We start from the raw sequence: 16037 nt of genomic DNA on the forward strand, positions 1-16037 counted from the left end.
AGAACAAGAGACGGCAATGAGGAATACTGATACCCAAAATTTTTTAGGTATTTTGACTTGCAAACCATACTAGCTCAGATCAAAAAAGGAGGGGTGGCGATCGCCTCTAAATGTCAACTCTCCCGCATCGGAAAATAGGTCAAAAAATCTACACCATCCCCGCAGAGTTAGAGTCACAGGGTTGCCACAGGTAAAGGCACAGAGGGATAAGGCGATCGCCGCAACAGACCATACTCAATACCCTCGACCACAGCCCGATAGGATGCCTCAAGAATATTGGCTGATACGCCCACCGTCGTCCACCGTTCCAGGCCATCACTTGATTCCACCAAAACCCTGGTTTTTGCACCAGTGCCCGCTGCCCCATCCAAAATTCGCACTTTATAATCCGTCAATTGAAACTCGGCAATTTCTGGGTAAAATTTCGTCAACACCTTCCGCAGAGCCTGATCCAAGGCCGAAACGGGGCCGTTCCCCTCTGCTGCCTCGAGCAAATTTTTCCCGTTCACTTCTAACTTGATCGTGGCGATCGCCGTACTTTGAGTTTCTCCCACATCACAATTCACATGGAATCCCCGCAGCTTGAAAAATTCCTGCCGATGCCCCAATGCCGAACGGATTAACAACTGAAAACTCGCCTCTGCCGCCTCAAATTGGTAGCCTTCATGCTCCAAATTCTTTAATTTTTGCAGGATCGTCCGACTAGCCAGATCCGTTTTCTCTAGGGCAATGCCGAAGCTTTTCGCTTTAGCCAAAATATTGCTTAATCCCGCCTGTTCTGACACAACAATACGCCGCTCATTGCCCACCGTTTGCGGATTGATGTGTTCATAGGTGAGGGCATTTTTTTGCACTGCTGAGACATGAATTCCTCCCTTATGGGCAAAAGCCGAACGGCCCACATAGGGCGCATGGTCATCGGGAGCTAAATTGACAATTTCACTGATTAAGCGGCTTGTACTGGTGAGCTGTTGTAGTTTTTCCGGTGCGAGACAAGGCTGATTTAACTTCAGTTGCAGGGTGGGAATTAACGTGCATAAATTGGCATTACCACACCGTTCTCCATAGCCATTGATGGTGCCCTGGACCATGGTGGCTCCGGCTTGCACGGCCATTACTGCATTGGCCACCGCCATCCCCGAATCGTTGTGGGTGTGGATGCCGAGGGGAATCTTGAGATCCGGAAATGCCCGTTGAATATCCTGGAGACTGGCCATAATTCCTTGGGGCAATGTGCCGCCGTTGGTATCGCACAAAACTAGATATTCGGCTCCCCCTTGGATCGCTGCTTCGAGGGTCTTGAGGGCATATTCGGGGTTTTGTTGGTAGCCATCAAACCAATGTTCGGCATCATAAATTACCCGCCGATTTTGGGATTTTAGATAGGCGAGGCTCTCCCGGATCATCGCGCAATTTTCTGCCAAAGTAGTGCCTAAACCAAGGGTGACATGGAGATCCCAAGATTTGCCAAAAAGAGTAATCCAGTGGGTTTGCGCCCGGAGGGATGCCTGGAGTAAAGAGTCCGTTTCGACGGCGGAATGGGGACGTCGTGTTGAACAAAAGGCGACAATTTTCGCCTGCTGGAGTGGATATTCCCGGAGATGTAGAAAAAATTGTTCATCCTTGGGATTTGCCCCTGGCCAGCCCCCTTCAATAAAAGGAATGCCGAGGCGATCGAGGTGTTGGGCGATGCGGACTTTATCTTCGAGGGAGAGGGCAAGCCCTTCCCGCTGACAACCATCGCGGAGGGTGGTGTCGTAGATCTGAACTGGGTTTTGGGGAGAAACCATAGGGGAACCGTCGGCTAGAAATGCTGCTTTTGATCCTAGCAAGGGAGTTTCTGGCTAAGGCGGGCCTCGATACGATTCCACAAACTTAGACAATCTTGTTGATATTTCGGGGTCAGTACATCGCTAAATTTTCTAGACATTTCTTTGGAAACATTGATCACTGGTCCCAAGATTTTTGAAGCTTCTGGGGAATCGAGTACACTGGATATACTTTTTTGATTTTGTGATGCGTTTATAAGCTTGTGTTGTCTATGGCGATCGCCTTCAAAGTTAGTCGGTGGTGTCTTAGCGGCTTCATCGCAGTAAATTTAATCGGCTGTACTCCTTGGACAGTTTTATCTCAACAGGAAAACCTGGGCACAACCAGGCAGCCCATCGCCAGTCTTGGGGCCGTGTCACCGGGGGCTGAGGTCTATGTCCAGGGAACTGTAACCCAGCGGGTGCCTCTCCTCGATCAAGGTGCTTACGAATTGCAGGACAGCACCGGGCGCATTTGGGTGATTACGGAAACTCCGCTGCCGGAGCCTGGGGCAGAATTGGCGATCGCCGGGCAATTACAATTCCATGAGTTGCAACTCCAGCAACAAAATTTTGGGGAATTTTTTATTCAAGAACAGGCGATTATCGACACCGTAGAAGAGGGAACGATTTCACCGCCACAATTACCCATTAAAGAACACCTTGATCTGCAGTTTTTACCCCACAAAGGCAATCAAAAATCCTGAAGATCAAGGTGTTAGTAAATAACATTTAAGAATCAAGGTTTCGCACAAGTAATCCTAAGCATCGGAGCCGGATTCACTGGTTTCTTTTTGTTCGTCTTGTTCGTCGTTGGTTTCAGTCGCTACGGTGGCTTCTGCTGTTTTGGCCTTCGCCTCTGCTTCTGCCTTTTCTCGACGTTGCCGTTCTACGGCGAGGGCATCTTCTAAAACCTCTAGAACTTGATTCATTTTTTCGAGATTGCTGCGATAAAGATCTAAGTCTTTTTTCATTTTCTCCTCAGGGAGATTCAGACCTGCGGTGACCGTGGTCAGCATTTCATCGCGCTTCTCGGTGTCCTCAAGGAGTTGTGGCTCTGATTCACCCAAAAAAGTATAGACGCCAATGGCAAACAACCGACTATATTTGAAGTGATCATTTTTGGCGATCGCCTCAATTTTTTCCCATAATTCCTGGGCACCTTCGGGGGGAACATCTTGCCGGAAGCACTCAATTAGTTGCGTCCCAGAACAACGTTTTGCCAGTTCAACCAGGGCCATTGCATCTTCTTTGTAACGGTTGGCGTCGCCCCCAATCGCTTGGCACATGCTTTGGAAAATAGAAACTTTATCCGCCTCTGGGCGATAGCCTTGCATAAAGCGCTCAAAGGAAGTGACGACGCCCAGCGCATAGAAAGGATCGTAGCGAAAATCGGCGTTTACCGACAGTAAATGCATTTCGACCAAAAGTTCTTCGACGACGCGCCGAAAAATCGAATTAATTGGCCGAGTATGGTGTGTATAAAAATCACGCTTCGTATCGGAAACGGTGCGAACTTGACTCACAAATGGAACCCACAATTGACATTTCAATATTCTATTTTGACGTTTCCAGAGGCGTTTGCCAAGGTGATGGGTCTGGGACGGATTCTTGACGGCTCAATATTTCAATTAAAATTCACCCCAAAAAATCTCCTTTGGTCAGTAAATTGATCCCCTCTAAAAACTCCTTAAAACTCTTTGGCGATCGCTTCCCCAGACCACGACAAAAAAAGAGTGACATGGTTATGCCACCCTTCCTATATTATTAGTACCGCCTTCAAGTAACTGTTGAAGTTAGTGACGGTAATGGAAATGACTTGTTCGTCTTTTAGAGTGCATTTGCACCGGCTACGACTTCTGACAGTTCCTGGGTAATGGCAGCCTGACGGGCCTTGTTATAGGACAATGTCAGGGTTTTCATCAGATCAGAAGCGTTGTCACTGGCATTGTTCATCGCCGTCATCCGCGCTGCCAACTCACTCGCTGCTCCTTCCTGGAGCGCCCGCAGTAGTTGGTTACTGAGATATAGCGGCAACAAAGCGTTCAAAATGTCCTTCGGATCCTGTTCAAAGATCATATCTGCAGGCAGTTCCTTAACTTCTGTCGCTACCTTTTCCCGTTCGACTTGGAACTTACCACCGCGAGTAATCAGGTTGAAAGTTTCGTCGTCAGGATTGGTGAGCGCTTCAGGTACCAAAGGCAACAGGGTTTGCACAACGGGCTGGGAACTAATCAAAGACACAAAGCGTGTGTAAATCAGTTCAATTTTGTCCACCTCTTCTGAGAGGAACAAAGAGAGCAATTCATCGGCAATGTCCGACGCTTCTGCTGCTGAAGGAATTTGTTCTAAACCAGCATAGGTTTTAGCAACGGGGGCTTGGCGATTCTGGAAATATTGCACCGCTTTACGGCCCACCAGCACAAACTTATAGTTGATACCGGCTGCGGCTAATTCTTTTGCTCTTCGTTCGGCTTTGCGGATAATGTTGGCGTTGTAGCCACCGCACAGGCCGCGATCGCCGGTGATAACCAACAGACCGACACACTTTACTTCCCGTTGCTTGAGGAGAGGCAAATCTGCTTCTTCAAGGCGGAGACGACTCTTGAGGCTATAGAGTACCTGCAAGAGGGTGTTAGCAAAGGGACGGGTGGAAGTCACCTGTTCTTGGGCACGACGTACTTTTGCCGCGGCCACCAGACGCATCGCTTCGGTAATTTTCTTGGTATTTTTGACGGATTGAATCCGGTCGCGAATCCCCTTTAGGTTTGGCATGAGTAATATCCCTTAGTTCGATTCTGGGTCGCCTGCAACCCCTGGTGATGCTAGCCATAGGCCACAGACGACATGATCATCTGCTTAGGCCGCAGCGGCGAAACTTTGCTTGTGCTCGGCGATCGCCTCTTTGAGGAGGTTCTCTGCTTCTTCAGAGAGCACCTTATCGTTGGCAATGATTTCACCGTACCGAGCTTTGCTGGTGGCGAGGTACTGACGGAGGCCAGTGGTAAACTCAACCACTCTATCTACAGGAATCTCGTCGAGATAGCCGTTCAAACCTGCGTAAACAATTGCCACCTGCTCCGCAACGGAGAGGGGAGAGTTTTGGGGCTGCTTGAGGATCTGACGCAGACGCTGACCCCGAGCCAACTGGTTTTGGGTTGCTGCATCTAGGTCAGAAGCGAATTGAGCAAAGGCTTCGAGTTCTGCGAACTGGGCCAATTCCAACTTCAGCTTACCGGCAACTTTTTTCATTGCTTTGGTTTGAGCCGCAGAACCAACCCGGGATACAGAGATACCCGCGTTGATTGCCGGCCGGAAACCCGCGTTGAACAGGTCAGAAGACAAGAAAATTTGACCGTCGGTAATCGAAATAACGTTGGTGGGAATGTAAGCAGAAACGTCACCGGCTTGGGTTTCAATGATCGGCAGAGCGGTCATGCTACCACCACCGAGCTCATCGCTAAGTTTTGCCGCCCGTTCTAACAGGCGAGAGTGCAAGTAGAAAACGTCACCGGGATATGCTTCACGTCCGGGGGGACGACGGAGCAGCAAGGACATTTGGCGGTACGCTTGGGCTTGCTTGGTAAGGTCATCGTACACAACGAGGGTTGCCTTACCTTGGTACATGAAGTGCTCGGCGATCGCCGCACCAGTGTAGGGAGCAAGGTACTGGAGAGTTGCCGGATCGTTAGCATTCGCAGCAACAACGACGGTGTAATCTAAAGCGCCCTTAGATTCGAGGGTCGAAACAACTTGAGCAACGGTGGACGCCTTTTGACCAACGGCCACGTACACACAAATTACATCTTCACCCTTCTGGTTGATGATTGTGTCAACCGCAACGGCAGTTTTACCAGTTTGACGGTCACCAATGATTAATTCCCGCTGACCCCGACCGACGGGAATCATCGCGTCAATTGCGGTAATCCCAGTCTGCATCGGTTCATGGACAGAGCGACGGGCAATAATCCCAGGGGCCATGAATTCGATGAGGCGGGTATCGGTGGCGTCAATGTCGCCTTTTCCATCGATAGGACGAGCAAGTGCATCGACAACACGGCCAACGATGGCTTCACCGACGGGGATTTCGGCAATCCGGCCAGTGGACTTCACACTACTGCCTTCTTGAATGTCACGACCGTCGCCCATCAATACGGCACCGACGTTGTCTTCTTCAAGGTTGAGGGCGATCCCTACGGTGCCATCTTCAAACTCAAGCAATTCACCGGCCATGGCCTGCTCAAGACCATAGATCCGAGCAATCCCATCACCGACTTGAAGTACGGTGCCGACGTTATCGACTTGAACTTTTTGGTCGTAGGACTCAATTTGTTGACGAATAATGCTACTAATTTCGTCGGGTCTGATACTAATCATGTCTGTACTGTTAAATAAGGTTAATTCTAGAGACAGTCTATTGAGACACTTTTAAAGTTAAGTGGCCGGTGTTAAAACAGATCCAAAAAATTGGCACCAGCTTAGTTTGAGCCTAATAGATCCATGCTGATCCGCCGGAGTTGGCCCCGCAAGCTAGCGTCAAAGACCTTGGAACCGACTTTGATCACGACACCACCAATCAAATCGGCATCGGTGCTAATGTTCAATTCGACGGCATTGGCCCCGGTCATTTGTTTGACTTGATCGGCGATCGCTGCTTCTTGGTCAGTGGTCAACGGTTGCGCACTCGTGACATCAGCGAGAACAATATTGTTCAGTTTCCGCTGGAGGGCGACGAATTCCTGACAAATGCCTTCGAGGAAAACAATACGCCGACGATCCACAAGCAAAAACAAAAAGTTGAGGAAGTAGGTATCTACATCCTGGCCACAAACCCCTTGGAGAACACCTTTTTTATCCTCTGCTTTGACCAAAGGATTCATCACAAAAGACCGGAACTCCGCAGACTCTTGGAAGAGTGACAGTAAAGCCCGACAATTTTCTGCAAATGCCTCGACTTTATTGGTCTCTTGCGCAAGGGTCATCAGGGCACCAGCATAGGGCTCAACGACCTGAGCAATCATTGTGTTGCCTTTCATGCGCCACCTCCCAGTTGTGCAATGCTGCGATCAACTAACTTGGCTTGAGCAGACTCATCCAAATCAGACCGCAATTGAGCTTCCACTTTTGCCAGAGCAAGTTCTGCAACCCGTCGCTTCAGCTCGGTGATTACTTTCGCTTGTTCTGTGCTTAATTCTTTAACCGCAGAGGCCTTGAGTTTTTCAACTTCATCGCGACCTTTGGCCAAGATGTCTTGTTTGGTTTTTTCTGCGGCAACCTTAGCGTCTTCCCGAATCTTGGCAGCCTGGGCCTGGGCCTGTTCGAGATCTTTCTGGGCTTTTGTCAGTGCTTCTTGGGCTTTTTTCGCGCGGTTTTCAGCGTCTTCTAGATCGGCGACAATTTTGCTTTTGCGCGTCTCTAAAATATTGCCAATAAACTTGCTCCCATAGACGTACAGAACCCCAATGATGATCGCAAGGTTGATAATGTTTGTTTCTAAAATGTCGAAGTTTAAATGAAAACCACCCTCCGATGCGGTGGCAAGGTAGGAAATAATTCCCATGATATCGATCTACCCCAGCGCTATTTGCTTATGGTGTATACATCTAAAAATGGATAACTCTTTTTCTTAAAGATATAAAAACTTGAAATCTTCAAGAGTTCCCATCTAGGCAGCGAAAACCGCACTACCCTAAAGCTTTGCCCCAACTAATTTGGAGGCGATCGCCTGGCTTAAAGAATCAACTTGTTGTTCAAGGGATTTGAACGCAGATTCCCGTTGTGCCTCGATTTCCAGAGCTGCTTTTTCCCGCTCCGCCAAAGCCTCAGCCTGGGCAGACTTCACTTCATCTGCTACGACCTTTTGAGCTTCAGCCTGAGCTTTTGCAATTACATCCTGGGCTTCACGACGCACATCACGGAGTTCTTGCTCATATTGAGCGGCTAAGTCCTCCGCCTTTTGCTGACGTTCTTTCGCGTCCACTAAGTTGGTGCGAATGTAATCGGAACGGTCGTCAATCGCTTGACCAATAGGCTTATAAAAAAGCTTATTTAACAACGCCGCCAAGACCAAAAACTGAATGGCCATCACGGGGAGCGTTGCGTCAAAATCAAAAAGACCACCCTCAGCGGTTTTCTCGACTGCTTCAGTTGCTAAAACAATTGTCCAGTGTGTCATTTATCAATTGACCCCACCGTGTTTGGGTCTTATAGAGTTTATACATCTAGGGGGTTACCCCATTGTCCCATGGAAAAACGGGGCCTAGGTCATCCAGGTGAGCTGCCTTTAAATCAGCCTCGAATGACCTAAACCCAGTCCGGTATCTTTTTATGCAAAGGGGTTTGCAAACAAAAGAACGAGGGCAACAACAAGACCGTAGATGGTTAAAGCTTCCATAAAAGCCAAGCTGAGGAGGAGAGTACCGCGGATTTTGCCTTCCGCTTCGGGTTGACGGGCAATCCCTTCGGCTGCACTACCCGCAGCATTACCTTGACCAATACCAGGGCCGATCGCCGCAAGACCAACAGCAAGAGCAGCAGCAATAACAGAAGCAGCAGCAGTTAAAGAATCCATAATTTTTTCCTTTCGATGTTATTGAAGTGGGTATAAACAGGTCTCTAAAACAGATCCCCGTCAAAAAAATTAACAGAAAAAGTGACCAGAAACACAAATCAAGTTGAAATTTCTAGCTAGCCTTCGGGCTTTTATCAATAATCCTGAAGTCAAACCTTCCCTTAGTGATGACCTTCCATCGCTTCAGCAATGTAGGCTGCGGCGAGGGTCGCAAAAATCAACGCTTGGATCGCACTGGCAAATAAACCGAGTGCCATCAAGGGTAAAGGAATAATCAGGGGAACCAAGAAAACCAGTACACCAACCACCAGTTCGTCCGCGAGGATGTTTCCGAAAAGACGGAAGCTCAGGGAGAGGGGCTTGGTGAAATCTTCCAGAATGTTAATTGGAAGCAGGATAGGGGTTGGTTCCAAATATTTTTTCAGGTAACCAATTCCACGCTTTTTGAACCCGGCATAAAAGTATGCCAAGGAAGTCAACAGAGCTAGGGCTACGGTGGTGTTAATGTCGTTAGTGGGAGCGGCCAATTCACCTTCGGGTAAACCAATGATTTTCCAAGGCACAAGGGCACCGGACCAGTTGGCAATGAAGATGAAGAGGAACAATGTTCCAATGAAGGGCACCCAAGGACGATATTCTTTTTCGCCTAGCTGGTTTTTAGCCAGATCCCGAATAAATTCGAGGGCGTATTCCATGAAGTTTTGGAAACCACCAGGGACACGCTGAACATTACGGGTTGCTAGGATCGAAGCAAGCACGAGTACAGCAATAACGAACCAAGAGGTCATTAGTACCTGTCCGTGAACTTTTAAGCCACCGAGTTCCCAATAAAAATGTTTGCCGACTTCGAGTTCAGCAAGGGGAAATAAACTAAATGTAGTTAAACTATTAAGCATTTCCATTTGATGATCTTTCCCCGGTTCTTTCTTTCGACAATCAAGGGCTAGGGCGGAATTCTAATTTGTTTTGTCTGCGATAAGTAAACTATTTGGCAGCACATAAACAATGATGGCAAGTTTATAGGTAATGAACCCTAAAAAAGCGGGGAGAATTTCCAGTTGCTCCAGTTGGGTTGCGATGACGATCAAGCCGATAAAAAGGGCTAGGCGACCGGAACCGGTTCTGGGATTAGTGCTACTGATTTTTTCTACGCTTTTTGCCAACTGTCTCAAATAAATTATTCCAACGCCAGCACCAATGAGATAACTCACTGCTGTTTGGGCAGAATAAAAGTACCAGACCAACAGGGCGATCGCCCCACTGATGGCAAGAGTCACAAAAAAAATGGACTGTTTGAGCTGATAGTACTCGTCCATTGGGGTGTTACTTGCCGAATCCCCATTGTTTTCTAAGGTTGAGTTAGAAGAGTTGGGAATGTCTGATTGGCTTTGAGACTCAGATGAATTCACGCTCAGCAGGTTTAGAAGATCAAGGGTTTTGATCAGTTTATTTGACTGTCTATATTGCTTTGTACAAGGGAAACAGTACAAACCACGTGCAATCATATCACGCCATTGTCACAATCCTTAAAAAGTTCCCCATGACCCAGGGCGAAGGCTGTAAAAGGGCTAAAGATGGGGATTTGTGGGTTGTGTCTGGGGAGATTCAAGTTATTTTTATAGGGCGCAAACCTGCTTTGGTGGGAGAATGAATCGTTCTAGGAGGATTATGGCGATGGAGACTGCGGTGTTAGATTGGGTGGCGATCGCCGGTTATTTTGGCGTTACCCTACTGGTTTGCTGGCAAATTTTCAGTCGGCGCTAATCAGCTTTTCCTGACTTTTTCTCAGTATTTCACTCCATTCAAACTGATGTTATGCGCGAGCAACTTATTCTCCCCGCCATGGGCTGTGGCACCTGGGCCTGGGGCAATCGCCTGCTGTGGGGGTACCAACCCAGCATGGATCAAGAACTACAACAGGTGTTTAATTTCTGTGTGACCAGCGGCATTACCCTCTTTGATACGGGGGATTCCTATGGAACCGGGCGTTTAAGCGGTCGTAGTGAAAGCCTTTTGGGGCAATTTTCCCAAGCCTACACTGGCCGTCACCAACAGGAAATCATTCTGGCGACTAAACTGGCTCCTTATCCTTGGCGGCTCACCGCTGGCTCCATGAAGCGGGCTGGGGCCGCCTCCGCAAAACGCCTCCAGCGGCCAATTGATCTAGTGCAAATGCATTGGTCAACGGCAAATTATGCCCCTTGGCAAGAAAAACGATTATTGCGGGGTTTGGCAAAACTGTACGAAACGGGTCAGGTGAAAGGCGTAGGGTTATCCAACTATGGTGGCAAGCGACTCCGGGAAGTGCACCGTTGGTTTCAGGATTGGGGCGTACCGATTCGGACATTGCAGGTGCAGTATTCTTTGCTTTCAACGGATCCGGTACTGAAATATGACGTCAAAGCCGTATGCGACGAATTGGGGATTCAGTTAATCGCCTATAGTCCCCTGGCCCTTGGTCTGTTGACGGGAAAATACAGCTTAGATAAACCGCTACCCAAAGGTTTACGACGGCGAGTTTTCAAGCAAGTTTTGCCGAACATGGCCCCGTTGCAGAGCTGTTTACAGGAGCTGATGGCGCTGCACCAAAAAACCATGGCCCAGGTCGCTTTAAACTGGTGTATTTGTAAAGGGACAATGCCGATTCCGGGGGCAAAAAATCTCACCCAAGCCCAGGAAAATGCTGGGGCATTGGGTTGGCACCTAAGCGCCGCTGAAGTAGAAGCCCTCGATCAAGCGGCAGCCCAAGTCACAAAAACCATGGTGCAAAATCCGTTCCAATCCCGTTAAATTTTGAAGCTTGCTATGACCCCTGTCCCTGTAATTGAATCCCCCGAACAGTTGTCGGAATGTCTCACCCAAGCCCAAACCTGGGCAGAAATTGAACTGCTCACTCAAGCCTACCCCGACTTTAAGGCGATCGCCTGGAAACAATTATCGGCAGATCAGCAAGGCCGCATTCTTAAGCTCAGGGATTTGAAAGATAAGGCGATCGCCCAGGAGTTCCCCCTTGGTTGCCTTGTGCAACGCCGGGCAGATCCAGAGCAAAAACAGGGCAAAGTAGTGGATTATTGGGACGCCTACGGGGTTGATTACGTCGTGTTTACCGTTGATGGCTTTACCGATTGGTGCCCCGGTTCCATGCTCGAACGACTCGATTAAAACGGTAGGCGCTGCTCTTGAGAAAATCAATATATATTGCCGCGCTTTAACTTGTGAAAGGGAGCGTGTTATGAAAAAGTACATGCTCTTTTCAGACTTGATCAACCCCAGGCCCATGCGTGATACCTCCGAAATTCGTTTTCAGCTACACCACGAGCTCAACCAGTGTTACCAAAAACTCTTTGATTCCCTTGCTTCCATGCAGATCAAAGAAGGGGATGTAGCCACCGTTGCTCAACTCCTGCTTAATTCTCGTCTGGATGCCCTAAAACACCTCGTCAGTGAAGCAGAACGTCCTGCCTACGATGCCCGTTACCCTGAGGACGCTGAAGATTAGTCGGCGATCGCCATAGAAAATCCCTGCCATTAACAGTTTGAATATTCAGGGTTTCACTGCTGCATTAATCGGTTTATTGATCGGATACGAGAAAAAACCCAGGGGATAAATTGATATCGCCTGGGTGACAAATGATTGAGAGAATTTCTGTCAAAAACTATTGGGGCGGATCAACCCAGCGACCATCAGCTTTGATTAGGTTAATCAGTTCTTCAACCCCTTGGGCTTCGGGGACTTTGCGGATTTCTTCCCGACCACGGTATAGGGAAATTACACCGGGCGTTTTCCCCACATAGCCATAGTCCGCATCGGCCATTTCACCGGGGCCATTGACGATACAACCCATTACGGCAATATCTAGACCCGTGAGGTGATTTGTCGCTTCGCGCACCTTGTGGAGCACTTCTTCGAGGTTAAAAAGCGTCCGGCCACAGGAAGGGCAGGCGACGTATTCCACCATGGTTTTCCGTAGGCCTAGGGCTTGGAGGATGCTATAGCAGACGGGAATTTCCTTTTCCGGTGCTTCCGTGAGGGAAACACGGATTGTGTCGCCAATGCCTTCCGCCAGGAGCGTCCCAATGCCTGCGGTAGATTTAATGCGGCCATATTCTCCATCTCCAGCTTCGGTTACGCCCAGGTGGAGGGGATAATCCATGCCGAGTTCATCCATTCGTTTAGCCATGAGGCGATAGGCGGCCAACATCACCGGAACACGGGATGCCTTCATGGAAATGATCAGGTTATGGAAATCGAGGGACTGACAAATCCGAATAAATTCTAGGGCTGATTCGACCATGCCTTCGGGAGTATCCCCGTAGGTGAAGAGCATTCGCTCGGCGAGGGAACCATGGTTGACGCCGATGCGCATGGCTTTGCCTTGATCCCGCAGGGAAACCACCAAGGGTTCGAGGGTTTCACGAATCTTTTCACCAATGGCCGCAAATTCTGCTTCGGTATAACCAGTGCGATCGCCACTGGCCTGTTCAAAAACATAAAGACCGGGATTGATGCGCACTTTATCCACGTGTTTGGCAACTTCCAGAGCAATTTTCATGCCGTTATGGTGGACATCCGCCACAATTGGCACTGCCTGGTAGGTCTCGGCGAGCTTCGCTTTGATCTGAGCCAGGGAACGGGCGTGGGCCATACTCGGAACAGTTACCCGGACGATTTCACAGCCAATTTCATGAAGTCGGCGGATTGCCGCGACGGAGCCCTCTATGTCAAGGGTATCTTCGTTGATCATCGACTGGACAACCACAGGATAATCACTGCCGATGGTGACATTGCCCACCTTGACAGCTCTGGTTTTCCGGCGATGGATAGTGGTATCCACAAGGGAATCGGTCGTTTGCACAGGACGCTCTACAGCTTGCATGGAACTTGAGGATAGGAAATTACAAAAAGTCGCTGGTATCTAGGATCTAAGCATAAGCGTTGGCAAAGGTTCTAGGCAACGGGAAAGGGCATCTGGGCTAAGAAACGCTCGAAGTCAAAATGCTTTTGGAATAGGGTCTGGGCCACTTCTACTTTAATCGGCTCCTGGAGGCGCACATGGTTAAAGGCTTGGTCGATGATTTCGACGGTGGTCAGGGTGTCATAGTCCACCGACAGAATTGGGATTTCTAGGTCTTCGGCGCGGTTGAGAATAATTTCTTGGGGGGCGACATGGCCTGTCAGGATCAGACATTGGGTGGAGGTTTCTAGGGCTGCCAGTTGCAGATCAGTGCGATCGCCCCCAGTGACCACCGCCATATTTTGTCGTTGCCGGAAATATTTCAAGGCAGAGTTAACGTTCATCGCGCCAATGGTGAGACTTTCGACCATCAGATCTAGGCGATTAGCCCGACAAAGAACTTCCGCATTGAGGCGCTTCACCAATTCCCGCACTGTTACACTCCGGAGGATCCGGTCGGCGGGGACAAGGCCATAGACATCAATACCCCGCTGGGCCAAGAAGGGCTTAATTTGTGTCTCGGCGGTTTCGAGGGCTTCGGGGGGAATTTTGTTAATCACCACTCCCATGAGGCGATCGCCCAGGAACCGATAAATTGTCAACAAACTATCAACTAAAAGCTTGTGGTGGTAGGGGATGACCAAGAGGATTTTGGCCCCTAGGGTCGCCGCAATTTCCCCGGCAGAGAGGTTAAATAAACTCCCTTCCCAGAGACTTTTGGGGGCTTCGATAAAGGTGATGTCACTGGCGATCGCCCCTAGATCATCCTTTAATTTTTGAGGATAATCGGTTTGGTCTTGACCCGTGAGTCGCTGGGCCACCGTTGCCTCATCCAGAAAAAGTACCGGCGATCGCACTTCCGTTTCCTTAAGACCAAAGGCTTCCCCAAGGAACCGGAGATCATCTTCGATGCGGGTGAAACGCCCATTCTGCTCGTCATGCCAAACTGTACCGATGGGCTTACTGTAGGCCACAGAGATGCCTTTTTGCTTAAGGCTCTGTACCAACCCAAGTAGCACAGCAGATTTCCCACTGTAGGGTTCGGTAGAAGCAACGACGATATGTTGGGTTGAATTGGTCACACCCACTACTCCTTTAGAAGCTCACATTCTTTAGCCTCCACAATAACGGAATTTCGCGACTGAGCAAACCAGGACGCTATTCTTTTTTTAGGCCCAGAAGTTCCCGATAAAAATCCTTAGGAAAGTCAATGGCCCCGTCACGGCCGAAGCCAATTAAGAGATCAATGAGGTAATCTACAAACTGGTGGTTTGGTAATGTCACGCTGTAACTGAGATCCGCCTGGGCCGCAAATTGAAGGCGACAACTGGTCATTTCCGACGGTAATTTAGAGACATACCAACTGGCCACAAAGGGGATACTTTCTCCTTTTTCGATCACCCGTTTCCCCTCAACGGAGCCGATCTGGTATAGTCCGAGGGCTTTGGGCAGTGTTTTTTGTTTATTTTTTGGATAGTAGGGAGCATAAACCATCACTTCTCCCTTTCCTGCAGATTGGATATCGTCAAAAACAGCCATGGGGCATTGCTCTAAAGAAATCAGTTAGCGTTGAGAATACATCGCATTGTAGCCTGTTGGCTGGTTTCTGTTTTGTTCTAGGATTGGCTGAAATTTCCGTTGAATATTTCTTCATCCGTTTTGGTTTATGTCGCAGAGGATCAATACCGTGGTTTGTCCCCATTTGTTAAGTGTAGCGCCGATGATGGATCGCACCGATCGCCATTTTCGTTACTTGATGCGCCGGATTACCCGACGGACATTACTCTACACGGAGATGATTACCACCCAGGCGATTATCCATGGCGATCGCCCCAAGCTTTTAGACTTTGATGCCGCAGAACATCCCATTTCCCTCCAATTGGGGGGCGATAATCCCAAGGAATTAGCCGAATGTGCCAAGGTGGGCGAAGACTGGGGTTACGACGAAATTAATCTCAATGTGGGCTGTCCCAGTCCGAGGGTGCAACAGGGCAATTTTGGGGCTTGTTTGATGACCCAGCCGGAGTTGGTGGCCGATTGTGTAGCGGCGATGCAGGGGGCCGTCAATATTCCCGTTACAGTGAAACATCGCATTGGCGTCGATGAACAAGATAGTTACGCAGACCTCTGCCGCTTTATCGAGATTGTCTCGGCAACCGGATGCGATCGCTTTTCTGTCCATGCCCGCAAAGCCTGGCTACAGGGTTTAAGCCCAAAGGAAAATCGCACGGTACCACCTTTACGTTATGCAGATGTTTATCGGTTAAAACAAGACTTTCCTCACCTCTGGATCGAGATCAATGGCGGCATTACGACGCTAGAACACATTCAAACCCATTTAACCCAAGTGGATGCCGTAATGGTGGGGCGGGCAGCCTATGACAACCCCTATCTGTTTGCGACGGTGGACCGCGATATCTACGGGGAAGCGATTCAGCCCAAAAGCCGCCATGAAATTGTTGAAGAGATGTTGCCCTACATTGAACGTGCCACAAAAGCCGGGGTGAAACTCCACAGCATTAGCCGTCACATGTTGTCGCTGTTTTTAGGCCAGCCCGGCACCAAAGCCTGGAAACGGTTTATCACGGAGGAGGGTCGAGGAACGACGGTGGGACGAGAAATTATTGAGCAAGCCTTGGCCCTAGTGTCCCAGACAAACGCGATCGCCGATCCGGTCTCCATGGTTTCTGGGAGAAAGTGACC

General features: G+C 49.2%; 18 protein-coding genes. 5 read left to right on the top strand and 13 right to left on the bottom strand.

What is annotated here, in order from left to right; genetic code table 11:
• Window positions 1–173: 173 nt before the first annotated feature.
• Window positions 174–1790: a citramalate synthase gene (gene cimA, locus AACQ84_RS03695; RefSeq protein ID WP_012306359.1), complete on the bottom strand. Its 1617-nt coding sequence runs from the start codon at window positions 1788–1790 to the stop codon at window positions 174–176.
• A gap of 251 nt (window positions 1791–2041) precedes the next feature.
• Between cimA and AACQ84_RS03700 the strand changes: the two genes are divergently transcribed.
• Window positions 2042–2515 (top strand): hypothetical protein, encoded by a 474-nt coding sequence (locus AACQ84_RS03700; protein WP_049761560.1) that lies wholly within the window; start codon window positions 2042–2044, stop codon window positions 2513–2515.
• Window positions 2516–2569: 54 nt separating this feature from the next.
• On the opposite strand, the gene psb29 is transcribed toward AACQ84_RS03700, so the two are convergent.
• The 9 genes from psb29 to AACQ84_RS03745 form a co-directional block, all read right to left on the bottom strand.
• Window positions 2570–3334: a photosystem II biogenesis protein Psp29 gene (gene psb29 / locus AACQ84_RS03705; protein ID WP_012306361.1), complete on the bottom strand. Its 765-nt coding sequence runs from the start codon at window positions 3332–3334 to the stop codon at window positions 2570–2572.
• Between the two features lie 304 nt (window positions 3335–3638).
• Entirely contained in the window at window positions 3639–4583 is a 945-nt protein-coding gene (locus AACQ84_RS03710; RefSeq protein WP_012306362.1) for a F0F1 ATP synthase subunit gamma, read from the bottom strand.
• Window positions 4584–4667: 84 nt separating this feature from the next.
• Window positions 4668–6185, bottom strand: coding sequence for a F0F1 ATP synthase subunit alpha (gene atpA, locus AACQ84_RS03715; RefSeq protein WP_012306363.1), 1518 nt, complete (start codon window positions 6183–6185; stop codon window positions 4668–4670).
• Between the two features lie 101 nt (window positions 6186–6286).
• Entirely contained in the window at window positions 6287–6844 is a 558-nt protein-coding gene (gene atpH, locus AACQ84_RS03720) for an ATP synthase F1 subunit delta (RefSeq protein WP_012306364.1), read from the bottom strand.
• Entirely contained in the window at window positions 6841–7368 is a 528-nt protein-coding gene (locus AACQ84_RS03725) for a F0F1 ATP synthase subunit B (protein ID WP_012306365.1), read from the bottom strand. Before AACQ84_RS03725 ends, atpH begins: the two co-directional genes overlap by 4 nt.
• Before the next feature lie 129 nt (window positions 7369–7497).
• Window positions 7498–7983, bottom strand: coding sequence for a F0F1 ATP synthase subunit B' (locus AACQ84_RS03730; protein WP_012306366.1), 486 nt, complete (start codon window positions 7981–7983; stop codon window positions 7498–7500).
• 150 nt (window positions 7984–8133) lie between these two features.
• Window positions 8134–8379 carry an ATP synthase F0 subunit C gene (atpE, locus tag AACQ84_RS03735; RefSeq protein ID WP_012306367.1) on the bottom strand — a complete coding sequence of 82 codons (246 nt, stop codon included), beginning with the start codon at window positions 8377–8379 and terminating at the stop codon, window positions 8134–8136.
• 161 nt (window positions 8380–8540) lie between these two features.
• Window positions 8541–9281, bottom strand: a complete 741-nt coding sequence (gene atpB, locus AACQ84_RS03740; protein ID WP_173867214.1) for a F0F1 ATP synthase subunit A — start codon at window positions 9279–9281, stop codon at window positions 8541–8543.
• Between the two features lie 54 nt (window positions 9282–9335).
• A complete protein-coding gene (locus AACQ84_RS03745; RefSeq protein ID WP_200807225.1) occupies window positions 9336–9884 on the bottom strand; it encodes an ATP synthase subunit I in 549 nt (182 codons plus the stop codon).
• A gap of 310 nt (window positions 9885–10194) precedes the next feature.
• Between AACQ84_RS03745 and AACQ84_RS03750 the strand changes: the two genes are divergently transcribed.
• The 3 genes from AACQ84_RS03750 (at window position 10195) to AACQ84_RS03760 (ending at window position 11878) form a co-directional block, all read left to right on the top strand.
• Entirely contained in the window at window positions 10195–11169 is a 975-nt protein-coding gene (locus AACQ84_RS03750; RefSeq protein ID WP_012306370.1) for an aldo/keto reductase, read from the top strand.
• 15 nt (window positions 11170–11184) lie between these two features.
• Entirely contained in the window at window positions 11185–11541 is a 357-nt protein-coding gene (locus AACQ84_RS03755; RefSeq protein WP_041443370.1) for a hypothetical protein, read from the top strand.
• A 115-nt stretch (window positions 11542–11656) separates the two neighbouring features.
• A complete protein-coding gene (locus AACQ84_RS03760; RefSeq protein ID WP_041443781.1) occupies window positions 11657–11878 on the top strand; it encodes a hypothetical protein in 222 nt (73 codons plus the stop codon).
• A 157-nt stretch (window positions 11879–12035) separates the two neighbouring features.
• Here AACQ84_RS03760 and ispG read toward each other — a convergent pair whose 3' ends face one another.
• The 3 genes from ispG to ebsA form a co-directional block, all read right to left on the bottom strand.
• Window positions 12036–13256 carry a (E)-4-hydroxy-3-methylbut-2-enyl-diphosphate synthase gene (gene ispG / locus AACQ84_RS03765; protein ID WP_012306372.1) on the bottom strand — a complete coding sequence of 407 codons (1221 nt, stop codon included), beginning with the start codon at window positions 13254–13256 and terminating at the stop codon, window positions 12036–12038.
• A gap of 71 nt (window positions 13257–13327) precedes the next feature.
• Window positions 13328–14416, bottom strand: a complete 1089-nt coding sequence (locus AACQ84_RS03770) for a phosphotransacetylase family protein (protein ID WP_012306373.1) — start codon at window positions 14414–14416, stop codon at window positions 13328–13330.
• Between the two features lie 76 nt (window positions 14417–14492).
• Entirely contained in the window at window positions 14493–14873 is a 381-nt protein-coding gene (gene ebsA, locus AACQ84_RS03775; RefSeq protein ID WP_012306374.1) for a type IV pilus biogenesis protein EbsA, read from the bottom strand.
• Window positions 14874–15057: 184 nt separating this feature from the next.
• Here ebsA and dusA point away from each other — a divergent pair, with 184 nt between their 5' ends.
• Window positions 15058–16035 (top strand): tRNA dihydrouridine(20/20a) synthase DusA, encoded by a 978-nt coding sequence (gene dusA / locus AACQ84_RS03780; RefSeq protein ID WP_397427721.1) that lies wholly within the window; start codon window positions 15058–15060, stop codon window positions 16033–16035.
• The last annotated feature ends 2 nt before the right edge of the window (window positions 16036–16037 follow it).

The sequence above is a fragment of the Picosynechococcus sp. PCC 7002 genome (assembly GCF_963860125.1).
Lineage (GTDB): Bacteria > Cyanobacteriota > Cyanobacteriia > Cyanobacteriales > MRBY01 > MRBY01.